This window comes from Streptomyces sp. NPDC017056 (assembly GCF_044332485.1).
GTDB lineage: Bacteria > Actinomycetota > Actinomycetes > Streptomycetales > Streptomycetaceae > Streptomyces.
Map to the genome: position 1 here is coordinate 289,604 of NZ_JBIRPD010000004.1, position 15,916 is coordinate 305,519.

General features: G+C 74.4%; 15 protein-coding genes and 1 pseudogene. 9 read left to right on the top strand and 7 right to left on the bottom strand.

All coding sequences use genetic code 11. The annotated features are described in order from the left end of the window. Positions 1-59 precede the first annotated feature (59 nt). Positions 60-2,183, bottom strand: a complete 2,124-nt coding sequence (locus ACH4OW_RS09765) for a phage holin family protein (protein WP_398026381.1) — start codon at positions 2,181-2,183, stop codon at positions 60-62. Positions 2,184-2,383: 200 nt separating this feature from the next. Here ACH4OW_RS09765 and ACH4OW_RS09770 point away from each other — a divergent pair, with 200 nt between their 5' ends. The 4 genes and pseudogenes from ACH4OW_RS09770 to ACH4OW_RS09785 all read left to right on the top strand — a co-directional run. After that, on the top strand, positions 2,384-3,196 hold the full coding sequence (locus ACH4OW_RS09770; protein ID WP_398026642.1) for an MBL fold metallo-hydrolase: 813 nt from the start codon (positions 2,384-2,386) through the stop codon (positions 3,194-3,196). Further along, positions 3,193-3,804, top strand: a complete 612-nt coding sequence (locus ACH4OW_RS09775; RefSeq protein ID WP_360123818.1) for a VTT domain-containing protein — start codon at positions 3,193-3,195, stop codon at positions 3,802-3,804. Before ACH4OW_RS09770 ends, ACH4OW_RS09775 begins: the two co-directional genes overlap by 4 nt. A gap of 488 nt (positions 3,805-4,292) precedes the next feature. Continuing rightward, on the top strand, positions 4,293-4,796 hold the full coding sequence (locus ACH4OW_RS09780; RefSeq protein ID WP_398026383.1) for a hypothetical protein: 504 nt from the start codon (positions 4,293-4,295) through the stop codon (positions 4,794-4,796). Positions 4,797-5,075: 279 nt separating this feature from the next. Beyond that, positions 5,076-5,207: pseudogene (locus ACH4OW_RS09785) on the top strand (DedA family protein); the annotation flags it as partial. On the opposite strand, the gene ACH4OW_RS09790 reads toward ACH4OW_RS09785, so the two are convergent. From ACH4OW_RS09790 to ACH4OW_RS09800, 3 genes are all read right to left on the bottom strand, one after another. Further along, the gene (locus ACH4OW_RS09790) at positions 5,204-6,280 is read right to left on the bottom strand and encodes an MBL fold metallo-hydrolase (protein WP_398026385.1); all 1,077 of its coding nucleotides are present in this window, start codon (positions 6,278-6,280) and stop codon (positions 5,204-5,206) included. The pseudogene ACH4OW_RS09785 and the gene ACH4OW_RS09790 sit on opposite strands and share 4 nt — an antisense overlap. 121 nt (positions 6,281-6,401) lie before the next feature. After that, positions 6,402-7,610, bottom strand: a complete 1,209-nt coding sequence (locus ACH4OW_RS09795) for an aminotransferase class I/II-fold pyridoxal phosphate-dependent enzyme (protein WP_398026387.1) — start codon at positions 7,608-7,610, stop codon at positions 6,402-6,404. Positions 7,611-7,793: 183 nt separating this feature from the next. After that, the gene (locus ACH4OW_RS09800) at positions 7,794-8,600 is read right to left on the bottom strand and encodes an ANTAR domain-containing protein (RefSeq protein ID WP_360123830.1); all 807 of its coding nucleotides are present in this window, start codon (positions 8,598-8,600) and stop codon (positions 7,794-7,796) included. A gap of 194 nt (positions 8,601-8,794) precedes the next feature. Here ACH4OW_RS09800 and ACH4OW_RS09805 point away from each other — a divergent pair, with 194 nt between their 5' ends. Continuing rightward, a complete protein-coding gene (locus ACH4OW_RS09805) occupies positions 8,795-10,027 on the top strand; it encodes a PAS domain-containing protein (RefSeq protein ID WP_360123833.1) in 1,233 nt (410 codons plus the stop codon). A gap of 18 nt (positions 10,028-10,045) precedes the next feature. Here ACH4OW_RS09805 and ACH4OW_RS09810 read toward each other — a convergent pair whose 3' ends face one another. Then, entirely contained in the window at positions 10,046-10,906 is an 861-nt protein-coding gene (locus tag ACH4OW_RS09810) for a SigB/SigF/SigG family RNA polymerase sigma factor (protein WP_398026389.1), read from the bottom strand. 314 nt (positions 10,907-11,220) lie between these two features. On the opposite strand from ACH4OW_RS09810, the gene ACH4OW_RS09815 reads away from it, so the two are divergent. From ACH4OW_RS09815 to ACH4OW_RS09825, 3 genes are all read left to right on the top strand, one after another. Beyond that, positions 11,221-12,312 carry an enolase C-terminal domain-like protein gene (locus ACH4OW_RS09815; protein WP_360123838.1) on the top strand — a complete coding sequence of 364 codons (1,092 nt, stop codon included), beginning with the start codon at positions 11,221-11,223 and terminating at the stop codon, positions 12,310-12,312. A 201-nt stretch (positions 12,313-12,513) separates the two neighbouring features. Next, positions 12,514-13,602 carry a cyclase gene (locus ACH4OW_RS09820; RefSeq protein ID WP_398026392.1) on the top strand — a complete coding sequence of 363 codons (1,089 nt, stop codon included), beginning with the start codon at positions 12,514-12,516 and terminating at the stop codon, positions 13,600-13,602. Between the two features lie 33 nt (positions 13,603-13,635). Then, positions 13,636-14,511 (top strand): geranyl diphosphate 2-C-methyltransferase, encoded by an 876-nt coding sequence (locus ACH4OW_RS09825; RefSeq protein ID WP_360123841.1) that lies wholly within the window; start codon positions 13,636-13,638, stop codon positions 14,509-14,511. Positions 14,512-14,551: 40 nt separating this feature from the next. Here the strand turns inward: ACH4OW_RS09825 and ACH4OW_RS09830 are convergent, their stop codons facing one another. Both ACH4OW_RS09830 and ACH4OW_RS09835 read right to left on the bottom strand, forming a co-directional pair. Next, positions 14,552-14,953 (bottom strand): phage holin family protein, encoded by a 402-nt coding sequence (locus tag ACH4OW_RS09830; protein WP_360123844.1) that lies wholly within the window; start codon positions 14,951-14,953, stop codon positions 14,552-14,554. A 234-nt stretch (positions 14,954-15,187) separates the two neighbouring features. Beyond that, complete coding sequence (locus ACH4OW_RS09835) at positions 15,188-15,469, bottom strand: DUF6158 family protein (protein WP_360123847.1); 282 nt, start codon at positions 15,467-15,469, stop codon at positions 15,188-15,190. Positions 15,470-15,575: 106 nt separating this feature from the next. On the opposite strand from ACH4OW_RS09835, the gene ACH4OW_RS09840 reads away from it, so the two are divergent. After that, positions 15,576-15,896, top strand: a complete 321-nt coding sequence (locus ACH4OW_RS09840) for a DUF2795 domain-containing protein (RefSeq protein ID WP_360123850.1) — start codon at positions 15,576-15,578, stop codon at positions 15,894-15,896. Positions 15,897-15,916: the final 20 nt, after the last annotated feature.

The following is a 15,916-nucleotide window of genomic DNA, read 5'->3' on the forward strand; positions in this document are numbered from 1 at the left end:
GCGTGCCCGGAGTCGCCGGGCGACTGCTCATGGTCTTCGACCTGCAACGTCGTACAAAATCAGCGGGTATTGTCCCGCTCGGCACCGTCGGCGGGTGAAAATACTTCGGGCCGCGGCCCTCCTGACCGCAGTTCGTCCGCCGGGCCCCCGAGGGGTATCTGCGGCCCGTCCACCTCGCGCAGCCAGCGCCGCAGGATCTCGTGGACCCGCCGCGCACCGGCCGGTGCCGTCCCGTCGGCGGTCGGCGGGGACAGCTCGGCGGGCCACAGCAGGAAGGCCCGGCTCTGCTCGCCGCCCAGCCCGCCGTGCGAGCCGATCTGCTCCTCGAAGGCGTGCACCGCGCCCGTGTCCGGGTCACAGGCGGAGTTGACCATGATGTCGGCGGCGTGCGGGAAGCCGTCCGTGCGCCGTACGGCGTCCGCGGCGCCCGGGCCGAAGCCGGCGAGCGGGTCGCGGCCCACGACACGGCCGGTGCCCAGGTGGTGCTCGGCGCCGCCGGGACCGAGCACCACGGCGCCGTGCGCGGCGGAGCGCACGAGCAGGAAGCCGACGCCCGGGTGGTTGGCGAGGGTGGCCAGCAGGGCCGGGTGGCGGCGCTCGATCTCCTCGCGGGTGGCCCGGCCCGGCAGGTCGGGGAAGGACACCAGGCCCAGGTTGCCGGAGGCCAGCACGACGGGGTCGGACGGGCCGCACCCGTCCGCGCCTTCCGGCCGGTGCAGCGCGGCGCGGGCGGCCTCGCGCGCCTCGGCGCCGCTCGCGGTCCGCCCGGCGCGCCGGGAGACGGGCAGGCCGCAGCCGGCCCGCACCAGGTCCTCCAGGCCGAGCCCGAAGGTGTCCAGGAAGGTCGCGCCGGGGCTCTGGCCGTGGTCGGAGAGCAGCACGATGCGGTAGCGGCGCGGGGCGTGCTGCGCGGCGTCGGCGATCAGCCCGACCGCGCGGTCCAGGCGGCGCAGCACCTGGTGGGTGTCGCGGTGCCGGGGGCCCGAGTGGTGCGCCACCTCGTCGTAGGCGACGAGGTCGGCGTAGACGGCCGTGCGGCCCGCGAGCAGGTCGCCGATCACGGCGGCGACCACGACGTCGCGCTCGACGACGGTCGCGAAGGCGCGGATGAAGGGGTAGAGCCCGCCGCGTTTGACGCGCGGGCGCTCCCCGCGGAACCGGGACCGCAGGGACTGGCCCGCCTCGCGGAGGACCTCGGCGGCGAAGGACACCGCGGTGCGGGTCGCGTTGGCCGGGTCGGAGAAGTACGCGAAGTAGCCCGCGCGGGAGCGGTTGTGCCGGCCGCGGCGGGCGGCCACCGACATCACCAGCGCGAGCTGCTCGGCGCCGCCGCTGAAAAGGTTGCCGCGGCTGGCCCCGTCGAAGCCGAGCAGCCCGGCGTCGCCGGTGCGCGCCACGGCGCGCCGCTGGAGCTCGGCCGCGCCGCTGGGCCGGTTGCTGACGATCAGCCGCCCGGTCTCCTTCTCGTACCAGCGGAAGGCGGGCAGGTCGTGGTTGGTGCCGTGCAGGATGCCGAGCTGGCTGGCGCCGGTCTGGCTGGACCAGTCCGTGTGCCACGGGGTCAGGCGGTGGGTCGCGCCGAGCCATCCCGCGACCGTGCCCATCAGGGGCCGCTCGCCGCTCGCCGCCTCGCGCAGCAGGTCGTGCCCCAGGCCGTCGAGCTGGAGGAAGACCGTGCCGGGCGCGACGGGGCCCGGGTCGCCGGGGGCGCCGCGGCGGCGGCCGTGCCGGCGCCCGGCCAGCCGCACCAGGCGCCGGCGGTACGCCTCGTCGTCGCGCACCGCGAGGAAGGTGGACGTGGCGGAGGAGGCGGCGGACATCGCGGCGGCGACGATCACGGCCGTCTCGGGGGCGGCCCGGCCGCGCCCGGCGGGGACCAGGTCGAGGGCGACCAGCAGCAGCGAACCGTTCAGGAAGAAGACGAGCAGCCCGAGGACGAGGGCCGGCACCAGGAGCAGGGCCCGCACCAGCACCGGCCACACCAGGGCGCCGAGCAGGCCGAAAGCGCCGGCGGCGAGCGCGGCGGCGAGAAAGGTGCGGGTGATGCTTTCACCGTTGGCGGACTGGAGGCTGAGGTCGGGCAGCAGCGCGGCGAGCACCAGCAACGTCAGCGAGGAGACCACCCAGACCGCGGTCACACGCAGGAGGGCGCCGCCCGCCGCCCTCCACAGGGGCCGTCGCATCCGCTCTCACCTCGCTCCCGCCGTCCGTCACGCTCGGCCACCTCGTCGGGCGGCACGCATACAGCGTGTCACAGCCCACTGACAGTCCGGCCTGACGACGGCGGCGCGGGATGAGGCAGGATCGGAAGGCGGGCGTACGGCGGGACGCGCGAGCCGCACGGCCCGGCGCGCGGTACGTCGTTTCCGGTCGGGAGGTCATCGTGGCGGTGGAGGTCACCTGGTGGGGGCATGCCACCGTGACGGTCGCCGACTCGGGTGTGCGGGTGCTGACGGACCCGCTGTTCACCCGGCGGCTGGCGCATCTGCGGCGGCGCCGCGGCGCGCTGCCGCCGCCGGCCGCGGCCCGGGCCGACGCCGTGCTGGTCTCGCATCTGCACGCCGACCACCTGCACCCCGCATCGCTGGCCCGCCTCGCGCCGGGCACCCGGGTGGTGGTGCCGTACGGCGCCGTCGCCGCGGTGCCGGGGCTGCGGCGGGTGGCGGCGGCGCGCGGGCTGCCGGTCACCGAGCTGCGGCCCGGCGAGTCGGTCACGGTCCGCGCCACGTACCCGGGCGGACACGGCACCGGCGAGGTGACCGTCCGGGCGGTGCACGCGGCGCACGACGGGCGCCGGCTGCCGTACGGCCCGCACCGGGCGCCGGCCCTCGGCTACGTGGTGCGCGGCGCGGCGACGACGTACTTCGCGGGCGACACCGGGCTCTTCGACACCATGGCGGAGGAGGTCGGCGCCTGCGACGTGGCGCTGCTGCCGGTGGGCGGCTGGGGGCCGTTCCTCGGGCACGGGCACCTCGACGCGCGGCGGGCGGCCCAGGCGGCGGCCCGGCTCGCGCCGGTCAGCGCGGTGCCGGTGCACTACGGGACGTACTGGCCGATCGGCCTGGACGCGGTGCGCCCGCACGAGTTCCACGCGCCGGGTGACGAGTTCGCCCGGCAGGCCGGGCTGCTGGCTCCGCAGGTGGCGGTGCACCGGCTCGCGCACGGCGAGTCCGTACGGCTGGCGGCCGCGCGGTGATCGGCGGCCTGGCGGCCGGCGTGCCCCCCGAGTCGACGCAGCAGGTGGTGGGTTACCCGTCGCTGTTCCTGCTGGTCGTGGTGGGGTCGCTGGTGCCGGTGGTGCCCACGGGCGCGGTGGTCAGCTCGGCGGCGGTGGTCGCCTTCCACCAGAGTGCGCCGTGGGCGCTGCTGTCGGTCTTCGGGGTGAGCGCCCTCGCCGCGTTCCTCGGGGACCTGGGCCTGTACTGGCTCGGCGGGCGCGGTGTGCGCTCGCGCAACGGTTCACGCTGGCTGGACCGGCTGCGCGACCGCGCCGCACCGGAACGGCTGGCGCGGTCGCAGGCCAAGCTGCGCGAGCACGGGGTGCTGGTGCTCGTCCTGTCCCGGCTGGTGCCCGCCGGGCGCATCCCGGTGATGCTGGCGTGCCTGCTGTCGCGGATGCCGGTACGGACCTTCGCCCGCGGCGACCTGCCGGCCTGCCTGGCCTGGGCCCTGACGTACCAGCTCGTCGGCCTGCTGGGCGGTTCCCTGTTCAGCGAACCGTGGCAGGGGGTGGCCGCGGCGGTCGGGCTGGCACTGCTGATCGGCGGGGTGCCTGCGGTATGGCGGCGGTTGCGGGGTGGGTGAGGTGAGTGCGCTCCTGGAAGTTGCCGTGCGGGGCGTTAAGGATCACATCGGGGTACACGGGCCGGCGCCCCGCTGCGTCGAAGCCGTCCACGCACAGGGCTTTTCTCATCACCCCGAAGCCGGGGCGACGCCACGTATTCGATGTCCACTCGCCATTGCCCGCCCCAAGACGTGATCGCCGCCTGCAGTGCAAATGCGACGCGGGCGATGACGGCGCGCTCGTGCACACCCTCTCTCACTAGGTCCGGCTCCCGGGTCCACACCGGCATCGGCGGCCACACCCCAGCCAGCCGCGTCACCAACCTCTCCGAACAACACACATAGGCCGTCGCTCAAGTCGGCGGACTCAGAGGTATGCAACCCAGAATGCACCGACACGCTGTCCGCCAGGTAAAGCGCCAGGTCGGTGGAACGGCTTCGGGGTGGCACTGCTTAGCTTGGCATTTAACCCGTAGAGACCTTCGCCGCCCGGCTCTCATACTGGTCCGATGAGTCCGATCTCCACACGCCATCGGTTCCGGGACCCACGAAGTACGCAGTACGACTTCCTCGCGTCCGTTCTCGTGCGTTGTCCCAGTTGCGACAAGGTCGCGCACGTGACAGGACCGGATCCGGCCGGAGCGCACGATCCGGACCTCTTGGCGCCGCGGCGGCTCGTCTGCCGGAACTGCGGGACGGCGAGGGAATGGAGCCGTGGATGTGTGGCCTTGCACCGGGACCGATACGAGCCGGCCACAGACCCGTACTTCGGCGTCCGCCTGTGGCTGCAGACCGAGACCCGGCACGGGTGGGTATGGGCCTACAACCTGGAGCACCTGGACCTGATCAAACGATTCGTGCAGGCGCCACTGCGTGAAGGGATTCCCTGGCACGACCACGGCCGGAAGATGACCGTGGTGGCACGCCTGCCCGCATGGATGCAGCAAGCCAAGAACCGCGACGAGGTGCTGCGGGCCATCGCCCGCATCCACGCCTCACTGCTCCGCAGCTGATTGGGCAACACTGAGTTCCGATCGAAATGGCTCTCGAACGTGACCGCTGAGGGAAGTGCCGGACGCGAGAGCGGCCCTTACTCGATTCTGTGCTCCGTCACCGAGGTACGGAAGCGAGCGAAGGCCGCCGAGGATGAGTCTGCTGCAGCACGATGCCCGGGACGAGGCGTTCGACTTCACGTGCCGCTTTCGGGAGGACCTCTACGCGTGCCCGACCCGGCGAGGTGACACCCTGTTCGAGCTCACGGACGCGATGCTCTGCGAGAACGGCCCGGTGACCTCGTCGGCCTGCTGGGCGGTTCCCTGTTCAGCGAGCCGTGGCAGGGGGTGGCCGCGGCGGTCGGACTCACGCTGGTCATCAGCACGGCCCCCACGGTGTGGCGCCGGCTGCGCCGCAGACCGCTTCCCTAGCACTCGTCCGCACCTGCCGCCGGCCCGCCGTCCAGGAAGCGCGACCCGCCCACCGCGAGGTCCCACAGTTCCTCGCGGGGGCGGCCGGTGGTTTCCCAGGCGGCGCGCACGCGGCGCAGCGGTTCCAGGGGCGCCTCGGCGGACAGCAGGAACGTGGACCAGTGCATCGGGGCCATGGCGCGGGCGCCGAGGTCGTGGCAGGCGCGTACCGCTTCCTCGGGGTCGGTGTGCACCGGGCGCAGCATCCAGCGCGGGTCGTACGCGCCGATCGGCAGCAGCGCCAGGTCGATGCCCGGGTACCGGCCGCCGATCTCCTCGAACCAGTGGCCGTAGCCGGTGTCGCCCGCGAAGTACACGCGGCGCCCGTCCGGGGCGGTCAGCACCCAGCCGCCCCACAGGGAACGGCAGGTGTCGGTGAGGGTGCGCTTGCTCCAGTGGTGGGCGGGCACGAAGTCGAAGCGGACCGGGCCCTCGGGTCCTGGCAGTTCGGCCGCCTCCCACCAGTCCAGGTCGGTGACGTGGGTGAAGCGGCGGCGGCGCGCCCAGCGGGCGAGGCCGGCGGGCATCAGGAGCGGGGTGTCCGGCGGCAGGCGTTTCAGGGTGGGTGCGTCGAGGTGGTCGTAGTGGTTGTGGCTGATGACGACCGCGTCGACCGGCGGCAGGTCCTGCCAGCGGACGCCGACCGGGGTGACCCGGGCCGGGGTGCCCAGGATCTTGCGGGACCACACGGGGTCGGTGAGCACCGTCAGGCCGCCGATGCGCAGGACCCAGCTGGCGTGGCCCGCCCAGGTCACGGCGATGTCCCGGGGTCCGGCCTGGGGCATCGGGCCGGGTTCGAAGGGGAGGTCGGGGATGTCGAGGAGCGCTTCGGCGGACGGCCGCAGTTTGCCTTCGCGGGCGATGCGGGCCAGGGCGCGGACGCCGGGCAGCGGTGCGGTGAGCCGGTCGGTGAAGTCGCGCGGCCACGTCCTGACCTCGTTCAGGGGGCGGACCGGTGCGGGCGGGTGCCGGTGGGGGTGGGGTCCTGCGGGCGGGAGAGGCTCGGTGAGGGAACGTTCGGTCTGTTCGGTCATCGAGGAGCTCCATTCGGTGGGCATGACCGGTGGTGGTGCCGGGCGGGGTCGGTGGCCGCGGTGCGGGCGGCGGCCGGCGCGGCGGGGCGCGGGCCCGCGGCGTGACCGGCCGGGCGGCCGGCTACGAGGGGCCGGGGTCCGCGAGAGCGGCGAGCGTGGCGGACAGGGAACTCAGCGCCTCGGTGACGTGCGGGAGCCGGAGGGGGTCGGTGGCGTCCAGGACGCGCTGCCGGTGCGCGGTGCCGGTGCCGAGCAGCGCCTCGGTGCTCAGCCGTACCCGCAGCGCGTGCGGATCGTCGCCGAAGCGGTGGCCGCCGCGGGCCGACCAGGGTGCCAGCTCGGCTTCCAGCTCGGCGGGGCCGGTGATGCCCCGGGCGGCGAGGGCGGGGCGCAGCGGGCCGAAGTCGGCGTAGAGGTGGCTGCCCGCGTGCGGCGGGCGGCAGACGGCGCCCCCCTCGGTGAGCGTGTGGTGCAGCGCCCCGGCGAGCACGCCGTGCAGCCGGGCCGCGGCGGCGGTGCGGGCGCGTACGGTCGCCGGCTCGCCGAGGGCGTGGGTGACGGCGCGGGCTACCGGGCCGGCCAGCGGGGTGCGCAGGTCCGCCAGCCGCTCCAGTGCCGCGGCGCGCAGCGCGGCGCCGCGCCCGGTGGCGGGGAAGCGGGCCAGCGCGGCGGGCCAGGAGGCCGGTACGAGGGTGGCCCGCAGGTCGGCCAGGACGACGACGTCGTCCGGCAGCATCTCCGCCGGGCTCAGCACGACCGTGTCGTGCGGGTCGTGCAGCAGGTCGCGGCCGGTCTCGTCGCTGACGATCCACAGGCCGTCCGCCGCGGCCGCCTCGCACACCTCGTGCACCAGCTCGGGCGGCGGGCAGGTGCCGCTGGGGTCGTCGGCGACGGAGAGCAGCAGGACCCGCGGCCCCTGGCCGGTCAGCCGGGCCCGGCGTACGGTCTCCAGCAGCACGAACGCGTCCGGGACGCCGCCGGATTCGGCCGGTACGGGAGTCGGGTGCACCCGGAGGCCGAGCAGCCGGGCGGCCGGCGCGTACCACTCGGCGCAGGGGCGGGGCAGCAGGACACCGCCGCCGGCCGCGGCGAGCAGCGCCAGGAGCAGGGCGGGCGCGCCCGGCGCGGCGAGCACCCGGTCCGGCCCGGTCCCCAGGCCGCGGCGCTCCCAGTAGTCGCAGGCGGCGGCGCGCAGCGGCGGGGAGCCGCCGGGCGGTTCGGGGTCCGTGCGGCCCGAGGCGGCGGACAGGTGCGCGGCGAGTTCCGGGAGGACCGGCAGCCCCGCCGGGGGATCCGGCTCCGGGGCCGGATCCAGGGCCGTCCGCTGCATCCGTACCTCCACACTCCGCGGCAGGTCGATCGTGGGCCCATCACATGAGTGCGGGCCCCGACCACCTTTGCAGATCGCGGCGGTCCGGGCGCGGGGCGACACGTCACCGGTCGGCTGAGAGCGGGTGCCCCGGCGCGGCACGTCGCCGGCCGGCCGCGGGCCGGGGCCGGGTCGCGGCGTGCCTTACTGTTCCCGGCCGGTGCCCGGCGCGGCGCCGGGTCCGGGGGCCGCCGGGTCGTGCGGGGCGGCGGCGCGGCGCGCCTGGCGGGGCTTCCCGCCGAGGCACCGCAGCTCCGCCTCCAGCCCGTGCCCGCGGGTACTGACCAGGGCGCCGGCGAGGTCCGACAGTTTGCGGTTGGTGCGCTGCGACAGCCGGCGCAGCGTGTCGAACGCGGTGTCCGCGTCGCACCCCAGCACGTACATGAGGATGCCGCATGCCTGGTCGACGACGGGCCGGGTGCGCAGGGCGGTGTCGAGCTGGTCCACCTCGACGAGGACCTCGCGGTAGCGGCGTTCGCGGGCCAGCCCGGTCGCGGCCAGCTCGCCGAGCACGTCGGTGGCCGTACAGCCCTTCTCGACCTTCAGGCCGGGCCGGAAGCCGTAGACGGTGATGGTGAGGGTGATGCCGTCCCTGCGGTACGGGAGGGTGGCGCTGGAGCGTACCCCGGCCTCCAGTGCCTTGGCCCGGTACTCGGGCCAGCGGCTCTCGTGCAGCAGGTCGTCGACGCCGGTGGCGCGGCCGGTGTCCAGGGCCGCGGGGATCGGGCCTTCGCCGGACTCCCACTGCACGCTGACCAGGGCCGACAGGTCCGGGTGGGTGACGGCGGTCGGCGCTTCGGCGGCGTCGTCGCCGGTGCTGAACGTCGCGGCGGCGCCGCAGCTGTCCGGGGTGCACCAGGCGGCCTGCTCGGCGAGGTAGGCGAGACTGCGGGCGGACGGCCCCTCGGCGAGGTCCGGCGCCCCGGTCGCGAAGAGGGTGTGGGTGGGCATCGCTGCGTCCAATTCCTGTCAGTCCCTTCGGGCCCGTGGACGGGCTGCCGTGGGCCCCGTACCGGTTCGGCTGCCCGGTGGGCGGGGGCAAAAACACCTGTTTCACGTCGAGTTCCGGTGCTTGTGGTGTCGGTGGCCGGTCGGCTTGCCACCTCGGGGGTCCGGTCCCGTGGCACACCGGATAGCGTGAGGGCATGGCCGAGGTCGAACGCGTAGCGGCGGAACTCACCGATTTCCGCAGACGAGTCGAAGAGCTGCGCGCCGCCCGCGCCCTGCCTTCCACGGAGCGGTTGTCCGTCCTGGACGCCGCTCTTTTCGAGCTCCAGCACGTCGTCGACGTGATCCTGCCGCGCTTCGAACGGGCCGCGCCGGCGGAGCGGGACAACGGCGCCCGGCGCGCCGCCGACGAACAGCAGCTGCTGCGGGCGCTGTTCCAGCGGCTGCCGTTCGCGGTGGCGCTGCTGGGCCCCGACGCGGTGATACGGCGGCTCAACTTCGCCGGTACCCGCCTGTTCGGCATGCGCGCCGGCTACGCCGCCGGCCGCCCGGTCACCGCCTCGCTCGCCCCCGAGGCGCGGGCCGCCTTCCGCTCGCAGGTGGCCGCGGTCTCCCGCAACGAGGGCGACCGCAGCCTGGTGGTGCGGCTGCTGCCGCCCCCGGACGGGGCCCGGCGGGAGGGCGAGTCGCTGCGCGCGACGATGACGGCGCTGCGCCCCCAGGGCGAGCCGGGCACGTCCGTGCTGACGGTCTTCCACACCGGCCCCGACACGCTCGCGGCGGACCGTCCTGGCGGCGCCCGGCGGGCGGGCACGCCGCGGCCCGGCCTGTCCGAAGTGACGCGGAACGCCGAGCTGATGGACCTCCTGGACGACATGACCATGGCGCTCCTGGAGTCGCCGCGGGAGCCCGCCGCCGTGCTCGACCGGGCCGCCCGTGTCCTGGGCGGCCGGTTCGCCGACTGGGTGATAGCCGACCTGGTGGCCCGCAGCGGCGGCCCGCTGCTGCGGGTGGCGGTGTACGGGGCCGGTGAGCCCGGTCAGCGCACGCCGTACGACGGCGACGACGCGTACGACGACGGTACGGAGAAGCCCGCGGCCCCGGACGGGGCGGACGCCCTGACCGCGACGCTCGCCTCGCAGCCTCCCGGCGACTGCCCCGTGGTGGTCGAGGCGGCCCGCGCGGGCAACGCCAACCTCCAGGTGCGTCCGGAGGACCTGGGCGCGTTCGGCCATGACGCCGAGGGCGCGCCGGTACTGGCCCGCGCCGAGGTGACTTCGCTGCTGTGCGTCCCGCTCCGGGAGGAGTCGGGCCCCGTGCGGGGCGTCCTGACGCTGCTGCGCACGGGCGGGCGCCGGGCGTTCAGCATGGCGGAGGCGGGCGCCGTCGACCGGATGGCCCGCCATCTGGGGCGCGCGCTGCACCCCTGATGGCGGTGCCGCCGCCGGTCATGCCGCCTCGCTGCCGCCCGCCTGGGCGCACAGGCGCGTGCAGGTGCGGTTGATGAGCCGTGAGACGTGCATCTGCGAGATGCCGAGCCGGTCGGCGATCCTGCTCTGCGTCATGTCGCAGAAGAACCGCAGGTAGAGGATCTGCCGCTCGCGCTCGGGCAGCATCCGTAACTTGGTGCGGACCGCCTCGCGGTCGACGACGAGGTCGAATCCGGGCTCCGGGCCGCCGAGGGTGTCGACGAGCGCGTAGCCGTCGTCGGCGCCGGGCAGTTCGGCGTCCAGGGAGAGCGTCGAGTAACTCTCCAGCGCCTCCAGGCCGAGCAGCACCTCTTCCAGCGTCATGCCGGTGTGCCGGGAGATGTCCCGGGCGGCGGGGCGGTGGTCGTCGGGCGCGTGGGTGAGTTCCTGGGTGGCGGCGCGGACGCGGTTGCGCAGTTCTTGGACGCGCCGGGGCACGTGCAGGCCCCACATGTGGTCGCGGAAGTGCCGCTTGACCTCGCCGACGATCGTCGGCACGGCGAAGCTCTCGAAGGCGCTGCCCCGGTCCGGGTCGTAGCGGTCGACGGCCTTGACCAGGCCGAGCGCGGCGACCTGGGTGAGGTCCTCGGTGGTCTCGCCGCGGTTGCGGAACTGCCGCGCGAGGCGTTCGGCCATCGGGATCCAGGCGCAGACGATGTTCTGGCGCAGCGTGTCGCGCTCGGGCCCCTCGGGGAGCGCCGCCAGCCTGCGGAAGTCGGCGCTGGTGTCCGGGGCGTCGTCGTGCGGGTGCTTGTGCTGGGTGCGGCGGACGCCGGGCGGGCGCTCGGCGCGCCTGCTGTGCTGGGTGCCCGGTCGGCACTCGGTGCGTACAGAGGGCATGGTCTCGGCTCCCTGATCGGTGGACGGTGTCCCCCTGTGGGAGCGCAGCCGGGTTGCACGCTCGGAGAGCAGGTCCGCTCCCACGGGCGTGCCTCCGGTCCGAAGCACACGGATCGCGTGCCCGTCACCGGTGCCGGTAAACGCCTCGCGGGGCGAATCGGCCGTCCGGCGGACAGGTTTCCGGCCCGCGCGGCCGGTAACCCGTCCGGCACGGCCGCTGACCGCCGGTCACGAACCGGCGCCCACCGGGTCGCACCAGCACCGGCGCCCACGGGCGGACCACGCCGGGACCGCGGAAGGAGCCCCCCACCACCATGAACGTCGAGCGGCTGGACGTCACCGCCTACACCGTCCCCACCGACGCCCCCGAAGCCGACGGCACGCTTGCCTGGGACACCACCACCGTCATCGTCGTCGAGGCCAGATCGGGTACGACCACCGGCCTGGGCTGGACCTACGCCGCAGCGGACGCGGGCTCGGTGGTGCGCGACCTGCTCACCCGGCCGGTCCTGGGCCGTAGCGCGCTGGACGTCCAGGGCACGTACGAGGCCATGAGCCGGACGGTGCGCAACGCGGGGCGCCCCGGCATGGTCGCCTGCGCGCTGTCCGCGGTGGACATCGCGCTGTGGGACCTCAAGGCGCGGCTGCTGGGGCTGCCGCTGATGCATCTGATCGGCGCCGTGCGCAGCGCGGTGCCGGTGTACGGGTCCGGGGGTTTCACCACCTACCACGACACCCATCTGGCCACGCAGTTGAACGGGTGGGTGCACGGGCAGGGCATCGAACGGGTGAAGATCAAGATCGGCGAGGAGTGGGGGCGGGCCGTCGAACGCGACCTGTCCCGCGTACGCAACGCCCGCCGCGCCATCGGCCCGCGCGCCGAACTGTACGTGGACGCCAACGGCGCCTACACCCGCAAGCAGGCCGTACGGGTCGGGCAGGCGCTGGCCGACCAGGGCGTGGGCTGGTTCGAGGAGCCGGTGTCCTCCGACGACCTCGCGGGCCTGGCGGTCGTCCGCGACCTGGTGGTCAGCGACGTGGCGGCCGGCGAGTACGGTTACGACCTGCCGTACTTCGCGCGGATGGCGCCGGTCGTGGACTGCCTCCAGATCGACGCCACCCGGTGCGGCGGCCTAACGGTCTGGCTGCGCGCCGCGGCCCTCGCCGAGGCGCACGGCCTGGAGGTCTCCGCCCACTGCGCGCCGCACGTACACGCCCACCCGGCCGCCTGCGTGCCGAATTTGCGGCACATCGAGTGGTTCCACGACCACGTCCGCATCGAGTCCATGCTCTTCGACGGCGGGCTCGACCCGTCGGGCGGCACCGTCCGGCCCGGCGCCAAGCACCTCCCGGGCCACGGCCTCGAATTCCGCCACGAGGAGGCGACCTCGTACCGGGTGCTGTGACGCCCTGTCACCCGGCGCGCGGCGGCCCGGTCGCGCGCCGGTCTGCTTCGTTACGAGGTTTGTGCATCCTGAACGCGAGGGCGCCCCCTTTCACGCCGTACCGGCGTGCACTCCCGCCTGTTTGGCTTGTTGCCGCGCACGGTCACCTCATGCATCAACGGCCGTACGTGTCACTCCTGTTCGCGCTCCCGGGAGGAATCCGTGTCCGTACCGGACCGTGTCGCCGGTCCCGCCGAGGAACCCGCCCTCCGGCCCACCGCCTTCTCGCTGCCCGGCCCGCCGAGCCTCGTCCGCACCCGGCCGGCCCGGCGCGGCGGCACCGTCCCCGGGCTGAGATACCGGCCCGCCGCCCCCGCCGACCCGGAGAAGGCCGCCGAGGTCGACCGCAGACTGGAGGACTGGGCCCGCCGGCTGGACCTGTTCCCCGCGGCGTGGTCCGGCGACTTCGCCGAGTTCCGGTTCGGCCGGGCCGTCGTCCTCCAGCACCCGGCGGCGGCCGACCTCGACCGGCTCACCGTCGCCGGCGAGTTCCTGCTGGCCGAGAACATCGTCGACAGCTGCTACTGCGAGGAGGACGAGGGCAGGGGCGGTGCGCGCCACGGCCTGGGCGGCCGCCTGATCATGGCCCAGTCGGCCCTCGACCCGTTCCACGGCACTCCGGAGACGGAGGAGGAGTGGCGTAACGGCGTACAGGCCGACGGGCCGCTGCGCTCGTACTACTGGGCGATGAAGGACTACGCGGCCCTCGCCACCCCCAGCCAGGCCGACCGGTTCGTCCACGACATGGCCCGGCTGCACCTCGGCTATCTCGCCGAGGCGTCCTGGGCGCAGACGCGGCACGTGCCGAAGGTCGGTGAGTACCTGGTCATGCGGCAGTTCAACAACTTCCGCCCCTGCCTGTCCCTCGTCGACGCCGTGGACGGCTACGAACTGCCCGAGGCGGTCTACGCCCGTCCCGAGATCCAGCGGATCACCGCGCTCGCCTGCAACGCCACGACCATCGTCAACGACCTGTACTCCTTCACCAAGGAGCTGGCGAGCGACCCCGACCACCTGAACCTGCCGCAAGTGGTCGCCGCCAACGACGGGCACGGCTTGAAGGCCGCCTACCTGAAGAGCGTCGAGATCCACAACCAGGTCATGGCGGCGTACGAGACGGAGTCGGCCGTGCTGGCCGCCGCCTCGCCCCTCGTGGAGCGCTACACCCGGAGCCTGTCCGACTGGGTGGCCGGCAACCACGAGTGGCACGCCACCAACTCCGACCGCTACCACCTGCCCAACTACTGGTAGACCGAACCAGCGCAGCACAGCAAGGAGCCACCGTTGACCACCGCGCACGCCGGCACCGCACTCTCTGAGGTGCCGACCCAGTCCACGTACCAGTCCCGCGTCGCGGACTACTGGAACGCCGAGGAGAACCCGGTCAACCTCGAACTCGGAAAGATCGACGACCTCTACCACCACCACTACGGCATCGGGGACGCCGACCGGTCGGTGCTGGACGAGCCGGACCCCGTGCGGCGCCGCGAACGGGTCACCGGCGAACTGCACCGGCTGGAGCACGCCCAGGCCGAGCTGCTCGCCTCGCACCTCGGCGTCCTCTCCCCCGCCGACCGCGTCTTCGACGCCGGGTGCGGGCGCGGCGGCGGCAGCGTGGTCGCGCACCTGCGCCACGGCTGTCACGCCGACGGGGCCACCATCTCCGCCAAGCAGGCCGACTTCGCCAACGCGCAGGCCCGCAAACGCGGCATCGACGACAAGGTGCGCTACCACCACCGCAACATGCTCGACACCGGCTTCGCCTCCGGCGCGTACGCGGCGTCCTGGAACAACGAGTCGACCATGTACGTCGAGCTGGACCTGCTGTTCGCCGAGCACGCGCGGCTGCTGCGGCGCGGCGGGCGCTATGTGGTGATCACCGGCTGCTACAACGACGCCTACGGGCGGGCCTCCCGCGAGGTGTCCCTCATCAACGCCCACTACATCTGCGACATCCATCCCCGCTCGGCGTACTTCCGCGCCATGGCCCGCAACCGGCTCGTCCCCGTGCACGTCCAGGATCTGACGGAGGCCGCGCTGCCCTACTGGGAGTTGCGGCAGCAGGCCGACCACCTGGTAACGGGCATTGAGGAAACCTTTCTGACGGCGTACCGCAACGGCAGCTTCCAGTACCTGCTGATCGCCGCCGACCGCGTGTGAGGCCAGCGGTAGCCGCGGCGGCCCGTGCCGCCCGCCGCGGCTACCGCTGCCCGACCGGCCGGCGCGGGCGCTCCGGGCGGCCGTGGAAGCCGAGGAGGTCGTGGTGGTCGTGGTGGCGGCGCGGGCGGCGGCCCGCGGCGTTCTTCAGGACCACGGCCAGGGCACCGAGCATCACGGTGACGACCAGGGCCGCCACCCAGGCGGGGACGGCGAGGCCCGCGGCCAGCACCAGGAAAACGGTGAACGTGCCGCCGCCGTACAGCGCGGCGACCGCGGCACCGCCGTACATCCGCAGGCTGCGCCGCCGCGTCTGCTCGCGCAGCTCGTTGCGCAGTTCCTCGCGGATCAGGCCCGCCTCGTGGTGGATCTCCTCCCGGACCGCCCGCACGACCGGTTCCGCGAGTCCGCCGACGGTGGTGTTCTCAGTGGTCTTGTCGGTCATGGCGCGGCGGGTACCCCGGGGCGCGCTCCTGTAACTGGCGCGCCCGCGCACCAGTTCGGGCCCACGCAGCAGTTCGGGCGCGGGACCCCACATCCCGCGCCCGAACGCCCTGCCACTACCCCTTTTCCGGTGCCCGTTCTCCGTGCTTTCCTCCGCGGCCACTCGGCCTGCACACCGGGTACCTGGTCCGCGCGGCGTCAAACGTGCGATGTGACGAGAGCTTGCACGGGCCGCTCAGCGCGTGCGGGCCCGGGCGCCCGAGCGGGTACGCCCGGGGGCCACCCGGCGCCGCGGATGACGGCGCAGGTACTCGCCTTCCAGTTCCGCCATGCGCGCGTTGTGTGTGGCGAGCGCGTCGGTGGAACCGTGCAGCAGGGTGTCGTGACGGGTGCGGTGAATGGTTTCCAGCTCGCGCAGCAGCTGCTGTTCGTCCAGCCGTGCGGGCGGGACGCCCGGGGTGGTGTCCTTCGCCTCCGCGGACCGCGCGGAGTCCGTGGACGTGTCGTGGGTCGGCATCAGGATCTCTCCCTCCGTGTCGGGTGCGTCCCTTCGGGTACCCGCCGCGGCGCAACCACCCGGACACGTCCGGCGGAAGTCCCGGACCGAGCCCCCGGAGGGGGACATGGAACCCGTATTCCTCACCCCACTCACTACCAGGCCGGGCCCCGGCTCCGCGGGCCGTTCCGGCGCACCGGGCCACCCGGGACGCCCGGCACGGCCGTACCCCGGCCGCTGGGACGCGCGGGAGCTGCTGCGCTTCGAACTGGCGCGGCACCTGGAGCGCGAGCGGTTCCCGGCGAAGCGGCGGGCGCTGGTGCGCGAGCTGCTGGCGCGGCGGGCACCGGACCAGCTGGTGCAGGCGTTACGGGCGCTGCCACCGGACGAGCTGTTCCGCGATGTGCCGGACGTGGTCAGCGCGCTCCTGGACGACGCCCCGGGCTGACGGGCCCGGGGCGCTTGTGT

What these genes read in the sequence shown, in the direction of transcription:
- ACH4OW_RS09765 (WP_398026381.1), bottom strand. Translation starts at nt 2,183, where the DNA reads ATGCGACGGCCCCTGTGGAGGGCGGCGGGCGGCGCCCTCCTGCGTGTG.
- ACH4OW_RS09780 (WP_398026383.1), top strand. Translation starts at nt 4,293, where the DNA reads ATGAGTCCGATCTCCACACGCCATCGGTTCCGGGACCCACGAAGTACG.
- ACH4OW_RS09790 (WP_398026385.1), bottom strand. Translation starts at nt 6,280, where the DNA reads ATGACCGAACAGACCGAACGTTCCCTCACCGAGCCTCTCCCGCCCGCA.
- ACH4OW_RS09795 (WP_398026387.1), bottom strand. Translation starts at nt 7,610, where the DNA reads ATGCAGCGGACGGCCCTGGATCCGGCCCCGGAGCCGGATCCCCCGGCG.
- ACH4OW_RS09800 (WP_360123830.1), bottom strand. Translation starts at nt 8,600, where the DNA reads ATGCCCACCCACACCCTCTTCGCGACCGGGGCGCCGGACCTCGCCGAG.
- ACH4OW_RS09805 (WP_360123833.1), top strand. Translation starts at nt 8,795, where the DNA reads ATGGCCGAGGTCGAACGCGTAGCGGCGGAACTCACCGATTTCCGCAGA.
- ACH4OW_RS09810 (WP_398026389.1), bottom strand. Translation starts at nt 10,906, where the DNA reads ATGCCCTCTGTACGCACCGAGTGCCGACCGGGCACCCAGCACAGCAGG.
- ACH4OW_RS09815 (WP_360123838.1), top strand. Translation starts at nt 11,221, where the DNA reads ATGAACGTCGAGCGGCTGGACGTCACCGCCTACACCGTCCCCACCGAC.
- ACH4OW_RS09830 (WP_360123844.1), bottom strand. Translation starts at nt 14,953, where the DNA reads ATGACCGACAAGACCACTGAGAACACCACCGTCGGCGGACTCGCGGAA.
- ACH4OW_RS09835 (WP_360123847.1), bottom strand. Translation starts at nt 15,469, where the DNA reads ATGCCGACCCACGACACGTCCACGGACTCCGCGCGGTCCGCGGAGGCG.
- ACH4OW_RS09840 (WP_360123850.1), top strand. Translation starts at nt 15,576, where the DNA reads ATGGAACCCGTATTCCTCACCCCACTCACTACCAGGCCGGGCCCCGGC.